We start from the raw sequence: 19,961 nt of genomic DNA, 5'->3' as shown, positions 1-19,961 counted from the left end.
GGCGGCAGGTCAGTCGTACTTCTGGCCGGTGCGCATCAGCTCCGGCGTGCCAATCACCTCGTTGAGCGCGTCGAAGTCCAGCATCTGCGGCCGCCACGGCTGTGTGGTGCGGTGCCGGTGCAGGCTCGCGTAGTAGCCCTGCAGCGTGTGCACCACGGCGCGCGCGGTGCCGCCCGGAAAGATCGCAATGCGAAAGCCGTGGGCCTGCAGCGCATCGGCATCCTGGATCGGCGTCTTGCCGCCTTCGACCATGTTGGCGAGCAGCGGCACGCGGTCGCCGAAGCGCCGGCAGGCGGCATCCATCTGCTCGGGCGAGCGCAGCGCCTCGATGAAGAGCGCATCGACGCCGCAGGCCAGGTACGCCTCGGCGCGGTCGAGCGCGGCCTCGAGCCCTTCGACCGCCACCGCATCGGTGCGCGCGAGGATCAGCGTGTCGCTCGACGCGCGCGCGTCCAGCGCGGCCTTGAGCTTGCCGACCATCTCGCGCGCGGGCACCACGGCCTTGCCGTCGAGGTGGCCGCAGCGCTTGGGAAAGGTCTGGTCCTCGATCTGCACCATGGCCGCGCCCGCGCGCTCGAAGCCGCGCACGGTGCGCTGCGTATTGAGCGCGTTGCCGAAGCCGGTGTCGGCATCGACGATCACGGGCAGGCGCACGCGTTCGGTGATGCGCGCCAGCGTGTCCTCGACCTCGGTGAAGGTGGTGAGGCCGATGTCGGAGCGGCCCAGGCGCGTGTAGGCGATGGAGGCGCCCGAGAGGTACAGCGCCTCGAAGCCGGCCTGCTCGGCCACGAGCGCGCTGAGCGCGTCGTACACGCCGGGCGCGAGCACGATGTCCTTGCGCGCGAGCCGGGTCTTGAAGGAAGGATTCGTCATCTGGACGCTTTCGTCGATGGGATCAGTGCGGCAGCCGTATGCGCCGCGATATAGCCGCCGGCCACCGCGCTCAGCAGGCCGTTGCCGGAAAGATAGCCCCAGACCGCATCGCCCGAAACGCCGCCCGCCGCGCCACCGGCGGCGAACAGGTTGGCGAAGGGCGTGCCGTCGTGTCGCAGCACGCGCATGTCGGGCGCGGTGTCGAGGCCGCCCTGGGTGTGGAACAACGCGCCTGTGACCTTCACTGCGAAGTACGGCGCCTGGAGTGCGCGTGCGAACACACGGCCGTCGGGCGGTGGCGTGCCGGCGCGCATGGCGTCGAGCGTGGCTTGCAGCACGGAAGGCTCGCAGCCGATGCATTCCGCCAGCGCAGCCACCGATTCGCAGCGGCGCAACGCACCTGCCGCTTCGGCCTCGCAGAAGTCGGGAAAGCCCCGCGCCAGTGCAAGCAGCGGCGCGTCGAACACATTCCATGCCATGCCGCCCGGCTGTGCGAGCACGTGCACGGCGGCTTCCGAGTAGCCCTCTGTCTCGTCATGGAAGCGCCGGCCCTCGCGGTTGAGCTGCACGCCGCCTTCCATCATCACGGCCCACGACATCAGCGCACCTTGCGGCGTGACCCACGAGCCGTGGCCCTGGTAGCCGCCAAGGTCGCGAAGCCGCGCGCCCAGTGCCTCGCCCCAGAGGATCGCGCTGCCGTCGTTGCCGGCGTGGCCGCCGAAGCTGGCTTCGGCCATCTCGGGCAGCAGCGTGCGCACCATTTCCGAATTGCCGCCGAAGCCGTTGCATGCGAGCAGCAGTGCGCCGCAGCCCAGCGTTTCTCGGCTGCCATCGGGCCGCAGGTAGTCGATGCCGATCACGCTGTCTTCGGCGTCGAGCACCAGCGTGTCGACCAGCGCCTGGGTCAGCACCGGAATGCCCGCTGCCGCTGCGGCCGCCTGCAGCGCCGCCATCAGCGACGCGCCGGTCTTCTGCGCCAACGCGTGCATTCGATGCACGCTGTGGCCCGGATAGAGAAAGCCGTCGAGCAGCATCCACTGCAGCCCATGCCGCTCCTGCAGCGCATCGAGCGCCGGGCCGATGGAAGCCGCGTAGGCCTCGACCAGCGCAGGCGCCGCACGGCCGTGGGCCTTGGCCTGGATGTCGGCGGCAAAGCGCTCGGCACTGTCGCCCTGCACGCCATGCGCCCGCTGCGTGCGCGTGCCGGGCGCGGGGATGAATCCCGAGGACAGCGCGGTCGAGCCGCTCGGCAGCGCGTCGCGTTCGAGCACCACGCAGTCGACGCCCGCATCGGACAGCATCAGCGCGGCCGTGAGCCCGCAGGCGCCGCCGCCGACGATGGCCACCGGCACGTGCACCTCGGCCTCGACCTGCGCTGCGCGGCGGATACGCCGCGAAGGGTTTCCCGTCATGCGAGCGATGCGATGAAGGCCGCGCAGTCGGTCACCTCGGCCACGTTGCGCATGTCGGCCAGCGAGGTCTGGTGGCGTTCCTCTCCGAAGGCCGCGCAGCCGTCGGCCAGCACCAGCGTCCGGTAGTCGCGCATGTGGGCATCGCGCACCGTGCTGGCCACGCCGCCGTTGGTCACGATGCCGCACACGGCCACGGTGTCGATGCCCGCGCGGCGCAGCACCCAGTCGAGCTGGGTGTTGAAGAAGGCCGAATACGCGACCTTGCTGACCGCCACGTCGACCAGCCCGGCCAGCGCATCGACGTTCACCTGGCCCCAGCTGCCGGGCGCGAAGTCGCCCTTCTTCAGGTAGGGGCGCAGCGCCTTCAGGTGCGGCGACACCATCGGCTCGCCGGCCGCGTCGGGCCACAGCGTGAACTGGCTGGCGGCCACGAGGCCGCCCGCGGCCTTGAGCGCGCGCGCCACCGCGGCCACGCGCGCCGGCAGCAGCAGCGCGGGCGGGTTGGTGTCGCCGCCGCGCGCATAGGCGCCGTTGCGGTCGAGAAAATCGTTCTGCAGGTCGATGATGACCAGCGCCGTCTTCGCTGCCACAGGCTTGGTTTCCGCGCTCATGACAGCCTCACCAGCAGGTTGCCGTGCGCATCGACCTCGGCGTGGAAGCCGGGTTCGAGCCACACGGTGGTGTCGGCCTGCTCGAGGATCGCAGGCCCCTCGATGCGCGCGGCCACCGGCAGTTCGAGCCGTGCATGGCGCACGGCCTCGTGCCACCGGCCGTGGTGGAACACGCGCTGCGTGCCCAGCGGCGCGGTGCTGCCCTGCCCTTCGGGCGCGAGCACCTTCAGGTCGAACTTGGGACGCACGCCGATGCGCGCATAGCGCAGGTTCATCACGCGGATGGGGATGCCGTCGAGCACGCGGCCGAAGGCGGCGCTGTAACTGGCTTCGAACGCGGCGCGAATGGATTGCCCGGTGATCGGCGCCCTGCCCGCATCGGCCAGCACCACGGGCAGCGTGTGCGTCTGGCCCGCATAGAGCATGTCGAGCGCGATCACCTCGCGCACTTCGTCGAAGCGCACGCCCGAGGAGTCGAGGCGCTGCTGGCAGGCCGCCGAGAGTTCGTCGATGCGGCGCTGCAGGTCGGCCACGTCGAGTTCGGCGAGCGGCCTGTTGAGGGTCTGCACCGCGTCGTGCCGCATGTCGGCCATCACGCAGCCGAGGGCGGAGGTCACGCCGGGATAGCGCGGCACGATGCCGGTGGCCACGCCCACCTCGCGCATCATCGCGCACACATGCAGCGCGCCGCCGCCGCCGAAGGGCATGTAGGCGAAGCGGCGCGGATCGTGCCCGCGCTCGATCGACACGAGGCGGATCGCGCCCGCCATGCGCGCATTGGCTACGGTAAGAATCGCTTCGGCCGCGGCATGCACGTCGAGACCGAGCGGGCGCGCGACGTGCTCCTCGATGGCCTGCCGGGACTTCTCTGCATCCAGCGCCGCGAGCAGCCCGCCGCCCAGCGGGCGGTCGGCGGCGATGCGGCCCAGCAGCACGTTCGCATCGGTCACGGTCGGCCTCATGTTGCCGCGCCCGTAGCACGCCGGTCCCGGCACGCTGCCGGCCGACTCGGGGCCGACCTGCAGCATGCCGCTCGCATCCACGGAAGCGATGGAGCCGCCGCCGGCGCCGATGGTCTCGATCTGGATCATCGGCGAGCGGATCACCATGCCGAACTCGATGGCGGTCTGCGCCGCCAGCGCGGCCTCGCCGTTGGCCACCAGCGACACGTCGAACGAGGTGCCGCCCATGTCGCCGGTGATCGCGTTCGGGAAACCCGCCGCGCGTGCAATGGCCGCGCAGGCGATCACGCCGGCCGCCGGGCCCGAGAGCGCGGTGCGCACCGGCAGGTCGCTCGCGGTCTGGCGCGACATCACGCCGCCGTTGCTCTGCACCACCAGCAGTTCGCCCGCGAAGCCCTGCGCGCGCAGGTCGGCTTCGAGGCGGCCGAGGTAGCTGCCGACGACCGGCTGCAGCGCCGCATTGAGCGTGGCGGTCGAGCAGCGCTCGAACTCGCGGATCTCGGGCAGCACCTCGCTGGCCGAGGTGACGTGCGGGTTGGGCCAGAGCTCGCGCACGGCCGCCACGGCGAGCCGTTCGTTCTCGGGGTTGGCGTAGGTGTTGATGAAGAACACGCACACCGCTTCGCAGCCCGCCTCGAGCAGCGAGCGCGCTTCGGCGCGCACCTGGTCCAGGTCGACCGGCGTGTGCAGCGTGCCGTCGGCCAGCACGCGCTCGTCGACTTCGCGGCGCAGGTCGCGCGGCACCACGGGCACGAAGCTGCCGCGCAGGCCCCAGGTCTGGGGCCGGTCGCGGCGGCGCATCTCGAGCACGTCGCGAAAGCCGCGCGTGGTGATGATGCCGGTGCGCGCCACCTTGCGTTCGAGCAGCGCGTTGGTGCCGACGGTGGTGCCGTGCACGATGGTGGCGATGGCCGCGGCCGAATCGGCCACGCGCGCCACGCCGTTCATGAAGCCGCGCGCTTCCTCGCCGCGCGTGGAGGGCACCTTGACGATGCGCGCGCTGCCGTTGGCCTCGTCGAGCACGAACAGGTCGGTGAAGGTGCCGCCGACATCGACGCCGACGACCAGGGATTTGCTGGTGGAGCTCATTCGGATGCTTTCTTGCCGCTAGCGGCCGTGACGTAGCCCATGGCGGCATCGGCTTCGCACTGCGAAGTGGGCCGCTCGCCGGCACGGCCCCAGCCGCCGCCGCCGGGCGTTTCGAGCCGCACGCGCTCGCCGCGCGCGAGCTGGATGCCGCGCATCTTCGACACCATGGGTGGCGTGTGCCACTCGCCCGCGTTCTCGTAGCGGAACACGTTGAGGGCGCCCGGGCCGCCGCCCGCAATGCCCTTGGGCGGCGAGGTGCCGCGCTCGCCGAAGACGAACACCTCGGCGTCCTTCTCGAGCAGTTCGATCTCGTAGACGGCGCCGAGGCCGCCGCGGTGCCGGCCGTCGCCGCCCGAGTCGGCGCGCAGCGACCATTCGGTGAAGCGCACGGGGTACGCGGCCTCGAGGATCTCGAGCGGCGGGATCGTCGCGGTCGAGATCGGCGCGTTGCCATGCGAAAGGCCATCGCCGCCCGAATGGCCGCCGTGCCCGCCGCCGAAGAAGCTGAACATCACCCAGCGCTGGCCTTCGCGGCCCTTGTCGCTGCGGTGGCCGGCGATCGACAGCGCGTTGATGGTGCCGTAGGCCTGCGCCACGGCGCGCGTGGGGTCGGCCTGCGCGGCGGCGCTGAAGATCACGTCGATCATGCGCAGGATGGTTTCGGTATAGCCGCCGACCGGGCGCGGGCGCTCGGCGCTGATCACCAGCTTGTCGGGAATCACGAAGTCGACCGCGTCGAGCACGCCGGCGTTCGCGGGCACGTCGGGAAACAGGTGCTTGAGCGCGACATAGCAGGCCGCGACCGCCGTGGCGCGCGAGATGTTCACCGGGCCCGCGCATTGCGGCGAGGTGCGCGAGAAGTCGAGCGTGAGCCGGTCGCCGGCCACCGTCATGTCGAGCGCGATGGCGAGCGGCTGGTTGACGATGCCGTCGTTGTCGAGCACGTCCTCGAAGCTGTAGCGGCCGTCGGGCAGCGAGGCGATGTGCGCGCGCATGAGGCGCAGCGCGCGGCCGCGCAGCTCGCCGAGCGCATTCAGCACCAGGCCGTCGCCGTATTCGTCGAGCAGGCCGTGCAGGCGCTTGGCGCCGAGCTCCAGCGCGGCGAGCTGGCCGTTGAGGTCGCCCCAGAGGCTGTCGGGCAGGCGCGTGTTGGCCTGCAGGATGGCGAGCACGTCGGCATCGAGCACGCCGCCCTGCACGATGCGCACCGGCGGAATCTGCACCGCCTCCTGCCAGCACTCGGTGGCGGCCGGGTTGTAGTTGCCGGGCACCGCGCCGCCGACGTCGTGCCAGTGCGCGGCCGAGGCCATGTAGCAATACAGCTTGCCGTTGCGGAAGAAGGGCTTGACCAGCTTGAAGTCGTTGGCGTGCGTGCCGCCGTCGTAGGCGTCGTTGCTGATCCAGATGTCGCCGTCCTTCATGCCGCCGCGCGGCGCGGCCGCCTTCGCCGTGGCGCGCACCGCGAAGGCCATGGCGCCCACGAACACCGGCAGGCCCGACTTGCCCTGCACCAGCGTGTCGCCGGTGGTGGCGTCGTACAGGCCGTGGCAGGCGTCGTGCGCCTCGGCAATGATGGGATTGAACGCGCTGCGGTAGAGCGTCGCGTCCATCTCGTCGGCCACCTGTTCGAGGCGGCCGCGCAGCACGGCGAGCGTGACGGGGTCGAGGGTGTCGTTCATGTTCAGTCCACTTTCGCGCCACTGGTTTTCACCACCTTGGCCCATTTGTCGATCTCGCTCTTCACGTGCGCGGCGAATTCCGCCTGGGTGGAGCCGACGGGCTCGGCGCCCAGAGCCATCAGCTTCTCGCGCACGTCGGACAGCTTCAGGATGCGCTGCACCTCGGCCGAGAGCTTGTCCACCACGGGCTGCGGCGTGCCCTTGGGCGCGAACAGGCCCGACCATGCATCGGCGTAGAAGCCCGGATAGGTCTCTGCGATGGTCGGCAAGCCGGGCAGCGAGGGCGCGCGGTGCAGGCTGGTGAGCGCGATGGCGCGCAGCTTGCCGGCCTTGACGTGCGGCAGCGCCGAAGGCAGGCCGTCGACCATCATCTGCACCTGGCCCGCGAGCAGGTCGGACACCGCCGGCGCGCTGCCCTTGTAGGGCACGTGCGTGATGTCGACGCCGGCCTCGGACTTGAGCATTTCCATGCCCAGGTGCGCGGCCGTGCCGTTGCCGAGCGAGGCGTAGTTGAGCTTGCCGGGCTCCTTCTTCGCGAGCGCCACGAGCTCGGCCAGGTTCTTCGCGGGCACCGAGGGGTGCACCACCAGCACGTTGGGCACCACCGCCACCTGGCTGATGGCGACGAAGTCGGCCACCGGGTCGTAGGGCATCCTGCTGTAGAGCGAGGTGTTGATCGCATGCGAGCCGGTCACGCCCATCACCAGCGTGTAGCCGTCGGCCGGCGCCTTGGCGACGAGGTCGGAGCCGACGTTGCCGCCCGCGCCCGCGCGGTTGTCGACCACCACCGGCTGGCCCCAGTGCTCGCCCATCTTCACGGCGACCAGGCGCGCCGCCGCATCGGTGGCGCCGCCCGGCGGGAACGGCACGACGATGCGGATCGGCTTGTCCGGAAAGCTGCCCGCCTGTGCGGCGGCGGCGAGCGGCAGGCAGGCAAGGAGCAATGTGCTCGCAAGATGGCGCAGGAGTTTCATGGTGGTGGGCCTGTGAGGAATGAAGGATTCAGGCGGCAAGCTGCTGCCACAGCGCGCGAAGACGGGTGCCGTCGGGCGCGTCCAGCACGCCCTCGCAGAAGCGCGCGGCCTGCTGGGCCGGCACGCTGTGCGCGGCGTAGTGCACGAACTTGGCGGCGAGCGCCGCGCGGTCGAGCGGATGGGCGGCATCGCCCGTGATGGTGCCCACGGTCTGCGCGAGCGTGCCGCCCGCGTGCGACACCTGGAGCGTGGCGCCGCGCTGCTTGCGCGCCGTGAGGCCGGCATCGGTTTCGAGCACGACCAGGGCTTCGAGCCGACGCAGCTCGGCATCGTCGAAGCGCGGCGCGGCATAGGCCGATGGATCGACATCGCCGAAGCGCAGCATCGCCGCGACGCCGAAAGACAGGCTGAACTGCGCCTGGATCGGCGTGCGCGGCGCGCGGTTGCCGCAGTAGACGATCGCCTCTTCGTATATCTTGAGCACGATGCCCTGGATGCCGGTGGTGTCCTGGGCCAGCTGCTCGCGGACCTGGCGCGCGGCGGTCGCGCCGTAGTGCACGTGGCGCACGGCCGCGAAGGGCTTGAGGTAGGCATCGCGCAGCAGCAGGGTCGCCGCATCGGGCAGCGGCTGCGCGGTCGCGGCCGAGTGCGTGCGGGCGTAGTGAGCCAGCGCACCGTCCGGCGCGTCGATGCCCGCCGCGCTGGCAAAGGCCGCCTGCAGCCCCAGCGATGCGCTGTGGCCAAGGTAGGTATTGCGCGCGGTGCGGCCCTGCTGCACCGGCAGGTAGAGGCTGGTCGCGAGCTGGCAGGCCGCGATGTCGATGGCCTGCACGATGCCCGCCGGCGGCAGCGCGAGCAGGCGCGCCACGCCGGCCGCCACGCCCAGCGCGGGCCAGTTCGCATCGACATGCATGCCGGGCCGGATGCGCAGCCAGGCGCCGCAGCGCGCGCCGACCTCGTAGCCGAGCACGAAGGCATCGATGAACTCACCAAGACTCGCACCGCGCCGCAGTGCGAGCGGCAGCAGCGCCGCCGCCAGCGGCACGCCGGGCCGGCCGTGCGCGAGTGCATGGCCTTCGCAGGCCTCGTCCCAGGTCGCGGCCATGGCCAGCACCTGCGCGGCGGCCTGCACCGCCATCGGCGGACCGCCAGGAAAAGAAAAGTCGCCGGGTTCGCAGGCTGCGAGCGCGGCTTCGAGGCGCTGCACCTCGCTCGCATGCCGGCCCGCGAGCGCGCAGCCGACGGTATCGGCCAGCAGGCGCCGCGCCTGCGATGCGGCCTCGGCGGTGGCTGGCTGCGCCGCGTGCAGCGCCACCGTGGCCTGCAGCACGGCGCGTTGCGGATCGTGTTCAGCGCCCTGCATCGGCTTCTTTCTTGGCGGCCATGCGCCGGCGCAGCAGCTGCAGCAGGCCGCCGGCATCGACCATGTCCATCAGGAAACCCGGCACGGGCTCGCAGGCGAGCATGCGCGCATCGGCGGTGCGCATCGCAGGCGTGCGGGTGTCGAGCACGATGCGTTCGCCGTCCTGCAGCGACTCGGCTTCGGCGCAGGTCAGAAGCAGCAGGCCCACGTTGAAGGCATTGCGGAAATACAGGCCGCTGTACGAAGGCGCAATCACCGCGGCCACGCCCAGCTGCACGAGCACGGCCGCGGCCTGCTCGCGCGACGAACCGATGCCGAAGTTCGGCCCGGCCACGATCACGTCGCCGGGGCGCACGCCGCGCGCGAAATCAGGGCGGACGGCTTCGAGGCAATGCTTTGCGATCACGTCGATGCCGTGCTTCATCGCATGGCCGGGCGCGAGCGCATCGGTGTCGATGTCGGCGCCCAGGCGCCACACCCGGTGCGTGCGGTGCAGGGTTTCCGCAGTCATGCGAGCACCTCGCGCGGGTCGGTCACGCAGCCGCGCAGTGCGGCCGCGGCCACCGTGTAGGGCGAGCCCAGGTACACCTGCGCGGTCGGCGAGCCCATGCGGCCCTTGAAGTTGCGTGCCGTGGTCGAGATCACCGTGATGCCGTCGCCCATCGGATCGCCGTAGCCCGAGCAGGCGCCGCAGGCGGTCGGGAAGAGTTCGGCGCCGGCGTCCATCAGCACCTGCAGCACGCCCTCTTCGCGCGCCTGCTCCTGGTCGTGCAGGCTGGCCGGCGCCACGATCAGGCGGATGCCCGCCGCCACCTTGTGGCCGCGCAGCACCTGGGCCGCGGCGCGCAGGTCGTCGAGCTTGGCGCCGGTGCAGGCGCCGATGTAGGCCACGTCGACATGCGTGCCCAGGTAGCGGCTCACGCCGTGCGCGTTGGCCGGGCTGTGCGGCGCGGCGACGTAGGGCTCGAGCGCGGCGGCATCGAAGCGGTGGTGCGTGAGCGCGGCGCCTTCGTCGGTGAACCACGGCGCCATGTCGACCGGCGGGGCACCGGCTTGTGCGAGGAATGCGGCGGTGGTGGCATCGGGCGCGATCAGGCCGGCCTGCGCGCCCAGCTCGGCGCTCATGTTGGAGAGCGTCATGCGCTCCTGCATCGACAGCGCGGCGACGGCCGGGCCCGCGAACTCCACCGCCTGGTAGCGCCCGCCGTTCATGCCGAAGCGGCCGATCATGTGCAGCATCATGTCCTTGGCGGTCACGCCGGCGGGCAGCGCGCCGTCCCACCACATGCGGATGGTCTCCGGCACGCGCAGCCAGATCTCGCCGGTGACCATCACGCCCAGCATCTCGGTGCTGCCGATGCCGAACATGTAGGCGCCGAATGCGCCGCCCGTGGGCGAATGCGAGTCGCCGCCCACGCACAGCATGCCGGGGCGGATGTGGCCGTGCTGCGGCACCACCACGTGGCAGATGCCCTGGCTGTCGTACACGTGCGGCAGCTGCTGGTCGCGCGCCCAGTCGCGCGCAATGCGCACGATGCGGCGCGAATCGTCGTCGCGCTCGGGCACGTAGTGGTCCATCACGAGCACCACGCGCGAGCGGTCCCAGATCTGCGCGCCGAGCTCCTCGAGCATCGGCTGCAGCCGGCGCGGACCGGAGGAGTCGTGGAACATGGCCATGTCGACGCCGCAGGTCACGATCTCGCCCACCGCCACCTGCGCGCGGCCGCTGGCGCGCGCAATGAGCTTCTGCGCCAGCGTCTGTTGCGCCGGCGCGCGGTCTGGAGCGTTGAAGGTCATTCCGGCTTGGCTCCCGAGAACTTGACGACCTTGGCCCAGCGCGCGATCTCGCTCTGCACGAAGGCGGAGAACTGTTCGGACGAATTGCCCACCGGTATCGCGCCCTCGGTTTCGAGCCGCTGGCGCATGTCGGCCTGCTGCAGTGCATGGCGCGCGGCGTCGCCGAGCTGCTTCACGCGCTCCGCCGGCATGCGGGCCGGGCCGAAGAGGCCGAACCATGCGCTCGACTCGTAGCCCGGCAGCGCCTCGGCAATGGCGGGCACGTCGGGAAAGGCCGGCAACCGCCTGGCCGTGGTCACGCCCAGCGCCCTGAGCTTGCCGGCCTGGATGTGTGCCTTGACGTTGCCCACGGCCGCGAACATCAGCTGCACCTGGCCGGCGAGCACGTCCTGCACGGCGGGCGAGGTGCCCTTGTAGGGGATGTTCACGATGTCGACGCCCGACTGCATCTTGAAGGCCTCGCCCGCCATGTGCAGCGACGAGCCCACCGCGCCGATCGCGAAGTTGAGCTGGCCCGGCTTCGCCTTGGCGAGCGCAATGAGTTCGCGCACGTCCTTCGCAGGCACCGACGGATGCGCGACGAGGATCGAGGGCGAGGTCGCCACGCAGGTGAGCGCGGTGAAGTCCTTCACCGGGTCGAAAGGCAGCGCCGGGTAGAGCGTGGCATTGATCGCATGGCTGGTGAAGCTCATCAGCAGCGTGTTGCCATCGGGCGCGGCCTTGGCCACGGCATCGGCCGCGATGTTGCCGCCCGCGCCGGGCCGGTTCTCGACGATCACCGTGCGGCCGAGCGCCGGGCCCATGCTGACGGCCAGCGAACGGGCCAGCGTATCGGTCGAGCCGCCCGCGGGCGCACCGACGAGGATGCGCACCGGCGCATTGCCGATCTGCGCGAACGCGCTGCCGGCAAATGCGGCGGCCAGTGGAAGAAGAAGGGTGTCGCGTCTCTTCATGTGTCTTGTCTCCGAGGAAATCGGGGGTATCTCAATGTGATGTGCGGGCTTCAGAGCCCCAGGTAGGCGCGCCGCAGTTCGTCGCTTCCGAGCAGTTCGCCGGGCAGGCCCGAAAAACGCACGCTGCCGTTCTCCAGCACGTAGGCGCGGTCCGCGATCTCGAGCGACTGGCCCACGTTCTGCTCCACCAGCAGCACCGCGAGGCCGCCGTCGCGCAGTTCGCGGATCAGCGTGAACATCTCCTCCACCAGCCGCGGCGAAAGCCCGAGCGAGGGCTCGTCGAGGATCAGCAGCACGGGCTCGGCCATGAGCCCGCGCGCGATGGCCAGCATCTGCTGCTCGCCGCCGCTCATGGTGCCGGCGTGTTGCGCCATGCGTTCGCGCAGCCGCGGGAAGATGTGGAACATCTTCTCGACGTTGGCCGCGCGGCGCTCGCGCGCCCGCGTGAAGGAGCCGAGTTCCAGGTTCTCCAGCACGCTGAGGTTGGGAAACACCTTGCGGCCCTCGGGCACCTGGATCAGGCCCGCCTTGACCACGTCGCGGTAGTGCGCGCCGCTCAGGTCCTTGCCGTCGAAGCGCACATTGCCGCTCCAGGCGGGGCACAGGCCGCAGACCATCTTGTTGAGGGTGGACTTGCCCGCGCCGTTGCTGCCGAGCAGCGCGACCATTTCACCGGCGTTCACCTGCAGGTCGACGCCGCGCAGCACCTCGACGCGGCCGTAGCCGCCGCGCAGGCCCTGGATGTCCAGCAACGCGGTCATTCGCTAGCTCCCGAAGCGGCCTTGCGCAGCCGCGCCGCGGTGCCATGGCCCAGGTAGGCCTCGACGACCTTGTCGTCGGAGGTCACTTGCGCCGGGCTGCCTTCGGCAATCAGCTGGCCCTGCGCCAGCACCCACACATGTTCGGCCAGGTGCATCACGGCCTGCATCACGTGCTCGATCATCAGCACCGTGACGCCGCTGTCGGCAATGCCGCGCACCACCGGCATCATCTCGGCGATCTCCTGCGGGTTGAGGCCGGCCAGCACTTCGTCGAGCAGCAGCAGGCGCGGGCGCGTGGCCAGCGCGCGCGCCAGTTCGAGCCGCTTGCGGCCGGCCACCGTGAGGTCCGAAGCGGCCTTGTCGAGCTGCGGCGCAAGGCCCACGCGCAGCGCGATGGCCTCGGCATGCGCCAGCGCCTCGCGGCGGCCGCGCAGGTGCAGGTGCGCACCGACCGCGATGTTCTCGCGCACCGTCTGCGCCGCAAAGGGCTTGACGATCTGGAAGGTGCGCGTCATGCCGAGCAGCGCATTGCGGTGCGGCTCGCGGCCCGTGATGTCCTGGCCCGCGAAGCGCACAGTGCCGGCGTCGGGCTTGAGGAAGCCCGACATCAGCGCGAACAGCGTGGTCTTGCCGGCGCCGTTGGGGCCGATCAGCGCGCTCAGGCTGCCCTCCTTCACCGACAGGCTCACGTCCTGCACGGCCTTCAGTCCGCCGAAGGAACGCGAGAGCCCGCCCACGGCCAGCAGCGCCTCAGTCATGGCGGCCTCCCTTCTTCGGATTGCACAGCTGCCGCGCCGACAGCCCCAGCCCGGCGACGCCGCGCGGCAGGAAGATCACGATCACGACCAGCACCGTGCCGTAGATCACCATGTTGATGCCCGGCAGCTCGCCGAACAGGTTGCGCGTGAAATCCGACAGCAGGTGCAGCACGACCGCGCCCAGCACCGGGCCCCACAGCGTGCCCATGCCGCCCACGATGGCGGCCACCAGCGCTTCGACCGAGACGGCCGGGCCGTAGGCGATGCCGGCGTCGATGTACTGGAACACCTGTACATAGAACGCGCCGGCCGCACCCATGAAGGCGGCCGAGAGGCCGATGGCCGCGAGCTTGACGCGAAACGGGTTCACGCCCACGGCGCGCGCCGCATCCTCGTTGTCGCGCACGGCCTGCAGGTAGGCACCGAAGCGGCCGTTGCGCAGCCAGCAGGTGACGAGCAAGGCCGCGACCACCATCGCGAGCACCAACCACAGGTAGCCGGCGCGCGAGGCGAACTGCAGGTTGGCCGCCGACTCGCGCAGCGGCACCATCAGGCCCACGCCGCCGCCCGTGAAATTCACCGACAGCGCGAGGATGCGGAACACCTCCGCGAAGGCCAGCGTGACGAGCGCGAAGTAGGAGCCCTTGAGGCCATAGCGGAAGCTCAGCGCGCCGACGAAGAGCCCGACCCCCGCGGCGCCGGCCACCGCCAGCGGCAGCGCGGCCCAGGCGTTGATGCCACCCTGCAACTGCGCGATGGCCTGGATGTAGGCCCCGGTGCCGAAGAACAGCGCATGCCCGAACGAGAACTGCCCGCCGAAGCCGCCGAGGATGTTCCAGGCCTGCGCAATGAGCGTGGCGTAGAGCGCCATCATCACGAAGTTCAGCGCGACGCCCGACTTGGTGGCGAGCGGCACGCAGCCGACCAGCACCGCGAAGAGCGCGATGCCCGCGAGTTGTGCGCGTGCGCTGCTCATGCCCTGGCTCCGAACATGCCCTGGGGCCGGAACAGCACCACGCCGATGAAGATCGCGAAGATGCCGATCTGCCCGAGCGATTCGCCCAGGTACAGCCCGCCGAGCGACTCGACCACGCCGACCAGGAGGCCGCCGATGAGCGCGCCGACGAAGCTGCCCATGCCGCCGAGCACCACGATGGTGAAGGCCACGAGCACGAAGCCGCCGCCCACCTGCGGGTTGACGTAGTAGGCCGGCAGCAGAAAGCAGGCGGCCGCGCCGAGGCAGGCCAGGCCGATGCCGAAGCTCATGGCATAGACATGGTCGACGTCGATGCCCATGAGCTTGGCGCCTTCCTTCTCCTTGGCGACGGCGCGGATGGCGCGGCCGAGGTCGGTGCGGCCCATGATCCAGAACAGGATGCCCGACACCACGAGCGCCCCCGCGAAGGCCACGAGCTTGGGCACGGCGATCATGGCGGGGCCGATGGCGACGGTGCTGAGCGAGTAGGCGGTGTCGATGCTGCGCGTGTCCGACTTGAAGAACAGCAGCGCGAGGTTCTCCATGACGATGGCGATGCCGAGCGTGGCGAGCAGGATGTTCTCGTCCTTGCCGTGGCCCGCGCGGTTGATGACGACGCGTTGCAGCGCGTAGCCGAGCGCGAACATGCCGGCCACCGCGATGGGCAGCGCCATGTACGGGTCGATGCCCCAGCGCTCCTTGAGAAAGTAGACGGCGTACAGCGCGAGCATCAGGCAGGCGCCGTGGGCGAAGTTGATGATGTGAAGCACGCCGTAGATCAGCGTGAGTCCCAGCGCGATCAATGCGTACACGGCGCCTGTGGTGAGGCCGTTCAGGATCGAGGGGAAGAGGATGCTTAGATCGAACATTTGCTTTGTGCGCCTTGTGGGATCCGCCCGGTATGCGGTGCGGGCCGTGCGACCCCACTGCGCCGGCCCTTCGGGCTGCCCTGCGGTGCTCGCGTTTCGCGGGGTCTCGCAGAACTCGCTACGCTCAAACAGCTGCGAGCCCTGATCCGCGAAACGCTGCGCTCCTCGGCGGCGCAGAGGGGTTCGCCCGGCCCGCACCGCATACCGGGCTCCATGCTTGATCGACGATCGGCGGAATACGGGGGGCTTGCCAGCAGCGAAGTCCGAAGGACCGGTGACGTCGGACGCCCAGAGCCAGACCGCCCGTCACCGCACCCCACACCATGCAGCGACATGTTCATGCCCTGAGCGGAAACACAGGCTCCACCTCGCGGTAGTCGCGCGGAATGATCACCTTGATGTCGTTCTTCACCACCTGCGTCATCAACGGCTGCGCGCCCTCGTTCTGTCCGTTGACGAACTTCGTCGGGCCATACGGCATGATGTGATTCGAGAAGGTGCTCTTCTCCAGCGCGTCGACGATCGCCGCGCGTTCGGCCGACTTCGCGCGCTCCAGCGCATCGGCCAGCAGCCACATCGAGGTGTAGGTCATGAAGACCTCGTAGCTGAAGAACTGGCCCTTGGCCTCCACGCGCTTGCGCAGCTCCTGCGAGCGCTTGTCCTTCGGGTTGAACCAGTGGTTGCAGTCGATGATGCCGTTGGCCGCGTCCGGAAACTCCTTCACGAACTTGTAGCTCGATGCGGCGCCGCCCAGCACCGAGAAGATCGCCTTGGGCACCACCTTCTGCTGCTGCATGGTGCGCACCAGCAGCGCGTACTCGTTGTAGTAGTTGGCCGGGATCACGATGTCCGGGTTGACCGACTTCATGCGCAGCACGATGTTGTTGAAGTCGCGCGTGGGGTTGGCGTGCTTCACCACCTCCTTCACCTCGAAGCCGTAGCCCGGCAGCTCGCGCGAGAGCAGCTGCGCGGTGCCGGCGCCGAACAGCGACTCCTCGTGGATGATCATCACCGTCTTGGCCGGGTTGCCCGCGGCCTTGTTGAGCACCAGCAGGTTGGCCATGGCCACCTCGGTCGACTTCTTGTAGCCGGGGCCGAAGCGGAAGGTGTTCTTCAGGCCGCGCTCCACGATCTGGTCTGCCACGCCCACGTCGACGACGTGCGGCAGGTTGTACTTGGCTGCTGCCTGCGTGGTCGCCAGGCAGATGGCCGAGGCGTAGGCGCCCACGATGGCGGACACGCCGGCTTCGTTCATCTTCTCGACCTCGGCCGCGCCGGCCTGCGGCTGCGATTGCGCGTCGCCCAGCAGGGCCTCGAGCTTCGCACCGCCCAGCGCCTTGATGCCGCCGGCGGCGTTGATGTCCTCGATGGCCATCAGCGCGCCGAGGCGGCACTGCTGGCCCGAATAGGCCAGCGCCCCGGTGACCGGATGCAGCACGCCGACCTTGACGGTCTTGGGCTGCGCGCCGGCCACGAGCGGAAAGGCAACGGCGGTCGCCAGGGCGGCGGACTGCGACACGAAACTGCGGCGGTTCTGCATGGGGCTTTCCTTTTCTTCTCTTCAGTTGAACTTGGCTGACACGTCCTTGCTGACCCACACCTTCGCGTCGATGCCGCCCACGCGGGAGAGCTGCATTTCATAGGTGTAGCGGTCGGGGCGGTAGAGGCCATGCAGCCACTGCACGGGCCGCTCGTCCTCGTCGTAGATCAGGCGGCGCACCGCGAGCAGCGCGGAGCCGACCGACACGTCGAGGTGCTGCGCGATCAGGCTGTCGGCCAGCCGCGCAGAGATGGTCTGGTGCGCGCGCCCCACCTTGACGCCCGATTCCTCGAGCAGCACGAGGATCGGCTTCTTCGACAGCTCGCGGCGGCCGAAGCGGCGCGCGATCGTGTCGGGCACGTAGGTGGTGATGTGCGAGAGCGGGCCTTCCTTGGTGGAGCGCACGCGCACCGCCTTCTGCACCGGGTCGCCCAGCTGCAGCTGCAGCGCCTCGGCCACCTGGGTGGAGGCCGTGATGGTGGCCACCTCGATCACCTTCACCGAGGTGTGCAGGCCCATCGTCACCAGGTTCTCGAGCAGGCCGCGCAGATTGGCGCGCTCCATGCCGTTGCCGCTGTTGTTCGCTTCGCCTGCGAGCACGGGCGGCAGCGCGCGCGTGCGGCGCCCCGGGTTGCGCGCGATCAGGCCTTCGGAAGACAGCTGCTCGAGAGCGCGCCGCACCGTGACACGCGCCACGTTGAACTGCGCCATGAGCGCAAGCTCGCCGGGCAGCCCCTCGGCGAAACGGCCTTCGTGCAGCTGCTCACGCAGGACCAGGTAGATCTGGTGGTACTTCGGCAAAGGCATCTGCGACATGCCTTTGATGTTTTTGCAGTTTCAATGTTCTGTCAATGGGACATTTAAAACCGACGCCGCACAAACAAGAACGGCGCGCCGGGCCAATGCCCGCCGCGCCGCTTCCTGGCTGCTCGCTGGTTGTTGGCTTACAGCTTGAACGGAACCACTTCCTGGCGCTGGTCGCCCAGGCCTTCGATGCCCAGCGTCATCACGTCGCCCTTCTTCAGGTAGAGCGGCGGCTTCATGCCCAGGCCCACGCCGGGCGGCGTGCCGGTGGTGATGACGTCGCCGGGCAGGAGCGTCATGAACTGGCTCAGGTAGCTCACGATCTTGGCGATGCTGAAGATCATGGTCTTGGTGCTGCCGGTCTGCATGCGCTTGCCGTTGAGGTCGAGCCACATCGACAGCTTCTGCGGGTTGGGCACTTCGTCGCGCGTCACGAGCCAGGGGCCGATCGGGCCGAAGGTGTCGCAGCCCTTGCCCTTGTCCCAGGTGCCGCCGCGCTCGATCTGGAACTCGCGCTCGCTCACGTCGTTGATGGTGCAGTAGCCGGCCACGAAGTTGAGCGCGTCCTTCTGCGAGACATAGCGCGCGCGCGTGCCGATGACCACGCCGAGCTCGACTTCCCAGTCGCTCTTGACCGAGTTCTTGGGCAGCATGACCGGATCGTTCGGGCCCTGGATGCAGCTGGTGGCCTTCATGAAGACCACCGGCTCCTTCGGAATCGGCAGGCCGGACTCGGCCGCGTGGTCGGCGTAGTTCAGGCCGATGGCAATGAACTTGCCGACGTTGGCCACCGGGCTGCCGAAGCGCGGCTTGCCCTTGACCAGCGGCAGCTTGTCGACCTTCTGCTTGCGCAGCTTGGCCAGCGCGGCATCGCCGAGCTGCTCGGGCCCGATGTCCTTGACCAGCGCGCTCAGGTCGCGCAGCTGGCCGTTGTCATCGATGAGGCCGGGCTTTTCCTTGCCGGGGTTGCCATAGCGAACGAGTTTCATGTGGTCCTTTCTTGGGGAGACTGACTGACTTAGTAAGTGGAGCGGCCGCCGGACAGGTCGAACACGGCGCCGGTGGAGAACGAGCAATCTTCGGTGCAGAGCCAGCCGACCATCGCGGCCACCTCCTCCACCGTGCCGAAGCGGCCCATGGGAATCTTCGAGAGCATGAATGCGATGTGCTCCGGTGTCATCTGGTCGAAGATGGCGGTCTTCACCGCCGCGGGCGTCACGCAGTTGACGCGGATGCCGGTGTCGGCCAGCTCCTTGCCCAGCGACTTGGTGAGCGCAATGACGGCGGCCTTGCTTGCACTGTACGCGCTGGCATTGGGATTGCCTTCCTTGCCCGCGACCGAAGCGATGTTGACGATGCGGCCGTAGCCCTGCGCGCGCATCTGCGCCACCACTTCGCGGCAGCACAGGAACACGCCGTTGATGTTGACCTCCATCACCTGCCGCCAATCGTCCACCGGGTAGTCCCACAGCCTGGTGTTGGGACCGGTGATGCCGGCGCTGTTGACCAGCGCATCGATGCGCGGCGAATGCGCGAGCGTGGCCGCCACGGCCGCAGCGACGGAAGACTGCTGCGCCACGTCGACCTTCACGGCAAAGGCCTTGGAGCCGAGCGCCGCCGCGGCCTTGCCGGCGGCAGCCTCGTCGCGGTCCCAGAGCGTGACGCTGCCGCCCGATGCGATCAGCCGCTCGGCAATGCCGTAGCCCAACCCCGCCGCGCCGCCGGTCACCACGGCGTGGCGGCCCGCGAAGTCGAGCTGGTTCATATGGTGATGCCGCCGTCCACCGTGAAGGCCTGGCCGGTGGCGAACACCGATTCGTCGCTCGCCAGGAACACCACCACGGGCGCGATTTCCTCGGCCTGCGCGAGCCGTCCCATCGGCTGGCGCGCGATGAAGGCCTTGCGCGCCGCTTCGGGGTCTTCGTTGGCATTGATGCGCTCGCCGAGCGAGGGCGTGTCGACCGTGCCGGGACACACGGCATTGCAGCGGATGCCGCGCGACACGAAGTCGGCCGCCACGCTCTTGGTCAGGCCCAGCACCGCGGCCTTGGTGGTGCCGTAGACGAAGCGGTTGGGCAGGCCCTTCATGCTGGAGCAGACGCTCGCCATGTTGATGATGCTGCCGCGTCCTGCGGCCAGCATGCCGGGCAGCGCGGCCTGGATGGTCCAGAACTGCGCGCGCACGTTGAGGGCGAACGCGAATTCGAGGTCCTTGTCGGTGGCCTCGAGCGCGGTGCCGTTATGTACCACGCCGGCGCAGTTGAACAGCACGTCGAGCGCGGGAAGACTCTTGAAGAAGGCGCCGATCGCGTCCTTGTCGAGCACGTCGAGTTTCGCCGTGCGCACGTTGGCGACGCCGGCGTAGCGCCCCAGCAGCTTCTCGTTCACGTCGGTCGCCCACACCTGCGCGCCTTCGGCGGCCATGGCGAGCACGCTCGCGTGGCCGATGCCTTGTCCGGCCGCCGTCACGAGCACGGTCTTGCCCTTGAGTCTCATGCATGTCTCCTTGGAAAGTGGCGCACCGGCTGCCCGGCGTTCAG

General features: G+C 69.7%; 19 protein-coding genes. All 19 read right to left on the bottom strand.

The annotated features are described in order from the left end of the window. Positions 1-9 precede the first annotated feature (9 nt). The 19 genes from ACAM58_RS04245 to ACAM58_RS04155 all read right to left on the bottom strand — a co-directional run bounded on the left by ACAM58_RS04245 (position 10) and on the right by ACAM58_RS04155 (position 19,917). Positions 10-873, bottom strand: a complete 864-nt coding sequence (locus ACAM58_RS04245) for an oxaloacetate decarboxylase (RefSeq protein ID WP_018903715.1) — start codon at positions 871-873, stop codon at positions 10-12. Continuing rightward, a complete protein-coding gene (locus ACAM58_RS04240; RefSeq protein ID WP_018903716.1) occupies positions 870-2,285 on the bottom strand; it encodes an FAD-dependent oxidoreductase in 1,416 nt (471 codons plus the stop codon). Before ACAM58_RS04240 ends, ACAM58_RS04245 begins: the two co-directional genes overlap by 4 nt. Continuing rightward, entirely contained in the window at positions 2,282-2,896 is a 615-nt protein-coding gene (locus tag ACAM58_RS04235; RefSeq protein WP_018903717.1) for a cysteine hydrolase family protein, read from the bottom strand. The genes ACAM58_RS04240 and ACAM58_RS04235 overlap by 4 nt, the downstream gene beginning before the upstream one ends. Further along, a complete protein-coding gene (locus tag ACAM58_RS04230; RefSeq protein WP_018903718.1) occupies positions 2,893-4,947 on the bottom strand; it encodes a hydantoinase/oxoprolinase family protein in 2,055 nt (684 codons plus the stop codon). The genes ACAM58_RS04235 and ACAM58_RS04230 overlap by 4 nt, the downstream gene beginning before the upstream one ends. Further along, entirely contained in the window at positions 4,944-6,626 is a 1,683-nt protein-coding gene (locus ACAM58_RS04225) for a hydantoinase B/oxoprolinase family protein (protein WP_018903719.1), read from the bottom strand. The genes ACAM58_RS04230 and ACAM58_RS04225 overlap by 4 nt, the downstream gene beginning before the upstream one ends. Positions 6,627-6,628: 2 nt before the next feature. Next, entirely contained in the window at positions 6,629-7,600 is a 972-nt protein-coding gene (locus ACAM58_RS04220) for a tripartite tricarboxylate transporter substrate binding protein (protein WP_018903720.1), read from the bottom strand. Between the two features lie 28 nt (positions 7,601-7,628). After that, positions 7,629-8,963 carry an MmgE/PrpD family protein gene (locus ACAM58_RS04215; protein ID WP_018903721.1) on the bottom strand — a complete coding sequence of 445 codons (1,335 nt, stop codon included), beginning with the start codon at positions 8,961-8,963 and terminating at the stop codon, positions 7,629-7,631. Then, the gene (locus ACAM58_RS04210) at positions 8,950-9,474 is read right to left on the bottom strand and encodes a 3-isopropylmalate dehydratase small subunit (protein ID WP_018903722.1); all 525 of its coding nucleotides are present in this window, start codon (positions 9,472-9,474) and stop codon (positions 8,950-8,952) included. Before ACAM58_RS04210 ends, ACAM58_RS04215 begins: the two co-directional genes overlap by 14 nt. Then, complete coding sequence (locus ACAM58_RS04205) at positions 9,471-10,760, bottom strand: 3-isopropylmalate dehydratase large subunit (protein WP_018903723.1); 1,290 nt, start codon at positions 10,758-10,760, stop codon at positions 9,471-9,473. The genes ACAM58_RS04210 and ACAM58_RS04205 overlap by 4 nt, the downstream gene beginning before the upstream one ends. After that, a complete protein-coding gene (locus ACAM58_RS04200) occupies positions 10,757-11,713 on the bottom strand; it encodes a tripartite tricarboxylate transporter substrate binding protein (RefSeq protein WP_018903724.1) in 957 nt (318 codons plus the stop codon). Before ACAM58_RS04200 ends, ACAM58_RS04205 begins: the two co-directional genes overlap by 4 nt. A 50-nt stretch (positions 11,714-11,763) precedes the next feature. Beyond that, complete coding sequence (locus tag ACAM58_RS04195) at positions 11,764-12,474, bottom strand: ABC transporter ATP-binding protein (RefSeq protein ID WP_018903725.1); 711 nt, start codon at positions 12,472-12,474, stop codon at positions 11,764-11,766. After that, complete coding sequence (locus ACAM58_RS04190) at positions 12,471-13,232, bottom strand: ABC transporter ATP-binding protein (protein WP_018903726.1); 762 nt, start codon at positions 13,230-13,232, stop codon at positions 12,471-12,473. The genes ACAM58_RS04195 and ACAM58_RS04190 overlap by 4 nt, the downstream gene beginning before the upstream one ends. Further along, entirely contained in the window at positions 13,225-14,208 is a 984-nt protein-coding gene (locus tag ACAM58_RS04185) for a branched-chain amino acid ABC transporter permease (protein WP_369664208.1), read from the bottom strand. The genes ACAM58_RS04190 and ACAM58_RS04185 overlap by 8 nt, the downstream gene beginning before the upstream one ends. Beyond that, a complete protein-coding gene (locus ACAM58_RS04180; protein WP_018903728.1) occupies positions 14,205-15,077 on the bottom strand; it encodes a branched-chain amino acid ABC transporter permease in 873 nt (290 codons plus the stop codon). The genes ACAM58_RS04185 and ACAM58_RS04180 overlap by 4 nt, the downstream gene beginning before the upstream one ends. A 337-nt stretch (positions 15,078-15,414) precedes the next feature. After that, positions 15,415-16,617 carry an ABC transporter substrate-binding protein gene (locus ACAM58_RS04175; protein WP_018903729.1) on the bottom strand — a complete coding sequence of 401 codons (1,203 nt, stop codon included), beginning with the start codon at positions 16,615-16,617 and terminating at the stop codon, positions 15,415-15,417. A 21-nt stretch (positions 16,618-16,638) separates the two neighbouring features. Further along, complete coding sequence (locus ACAM58_RS04170) at positions 16,639-17,424, bottom strand: GntR family transcriptional regulator (protein ID WP_012745944.1); 786 nt, start codon at positions 17,422-17,424, stop codon at positions 16,639-16,641. 137 nt (positions 17,425-17,561) lie between these two features. Continuing rightward, on the bottom strand, positions 17,562-18,410 hold the full coding sequence (locus ACAM58_RS04165) for a fumarylacetoacetate hydrolase family protein (protein WP_012745943.1): 849 nt from the start codon (positions 18,408-18,410) through the stop codon (positions 17,562-17,564). Between the two features lie 29 nt (positions 18,411-18,439). After that, entirely contained in the window at positions 18,440-19,186 is a 747-nt protein-coding gene (locus ACAM58_RS04160) for an SDR family NAD(P)-dependent oxidoreductase (RefSeq protein WP_018903731.1), read from the bottom strand. Beyond that, positions 19,183-19,917 carry an SDR family oxidoreductase gene (locus tag ACAM58_RS04155; protein WP_018903732.1) on the bottom strand — a complete coding sequence of 245 codons (735 nt, stop codon included), beginning with the start codon at positions 19,915-19,917 and terminating at the stop codon, positions 19,183-19,185. The genes ACAM58_RS04160 and ACAM58_RS04155 overlap by 4 nt, the downstream gene beginning before the upstream one ends. Between the last annotated feature and the right edge of the window lie 44 nt (positions 19,918-19,961).

Source organism: Variovorax sp. V116 (assembly GCF_041154435.1).
Lineage (GTDB): Bacteria > Pseudomonadota > Gammaproteobacteria > Burkholderiales > Burkholderiaceae_C > Variovorax > Variovorax paradoxus.
Note: the sequence above shows the minus strand (reverse complement) of the source record. Positions and strands in the feature narration are given on the sequence as shown.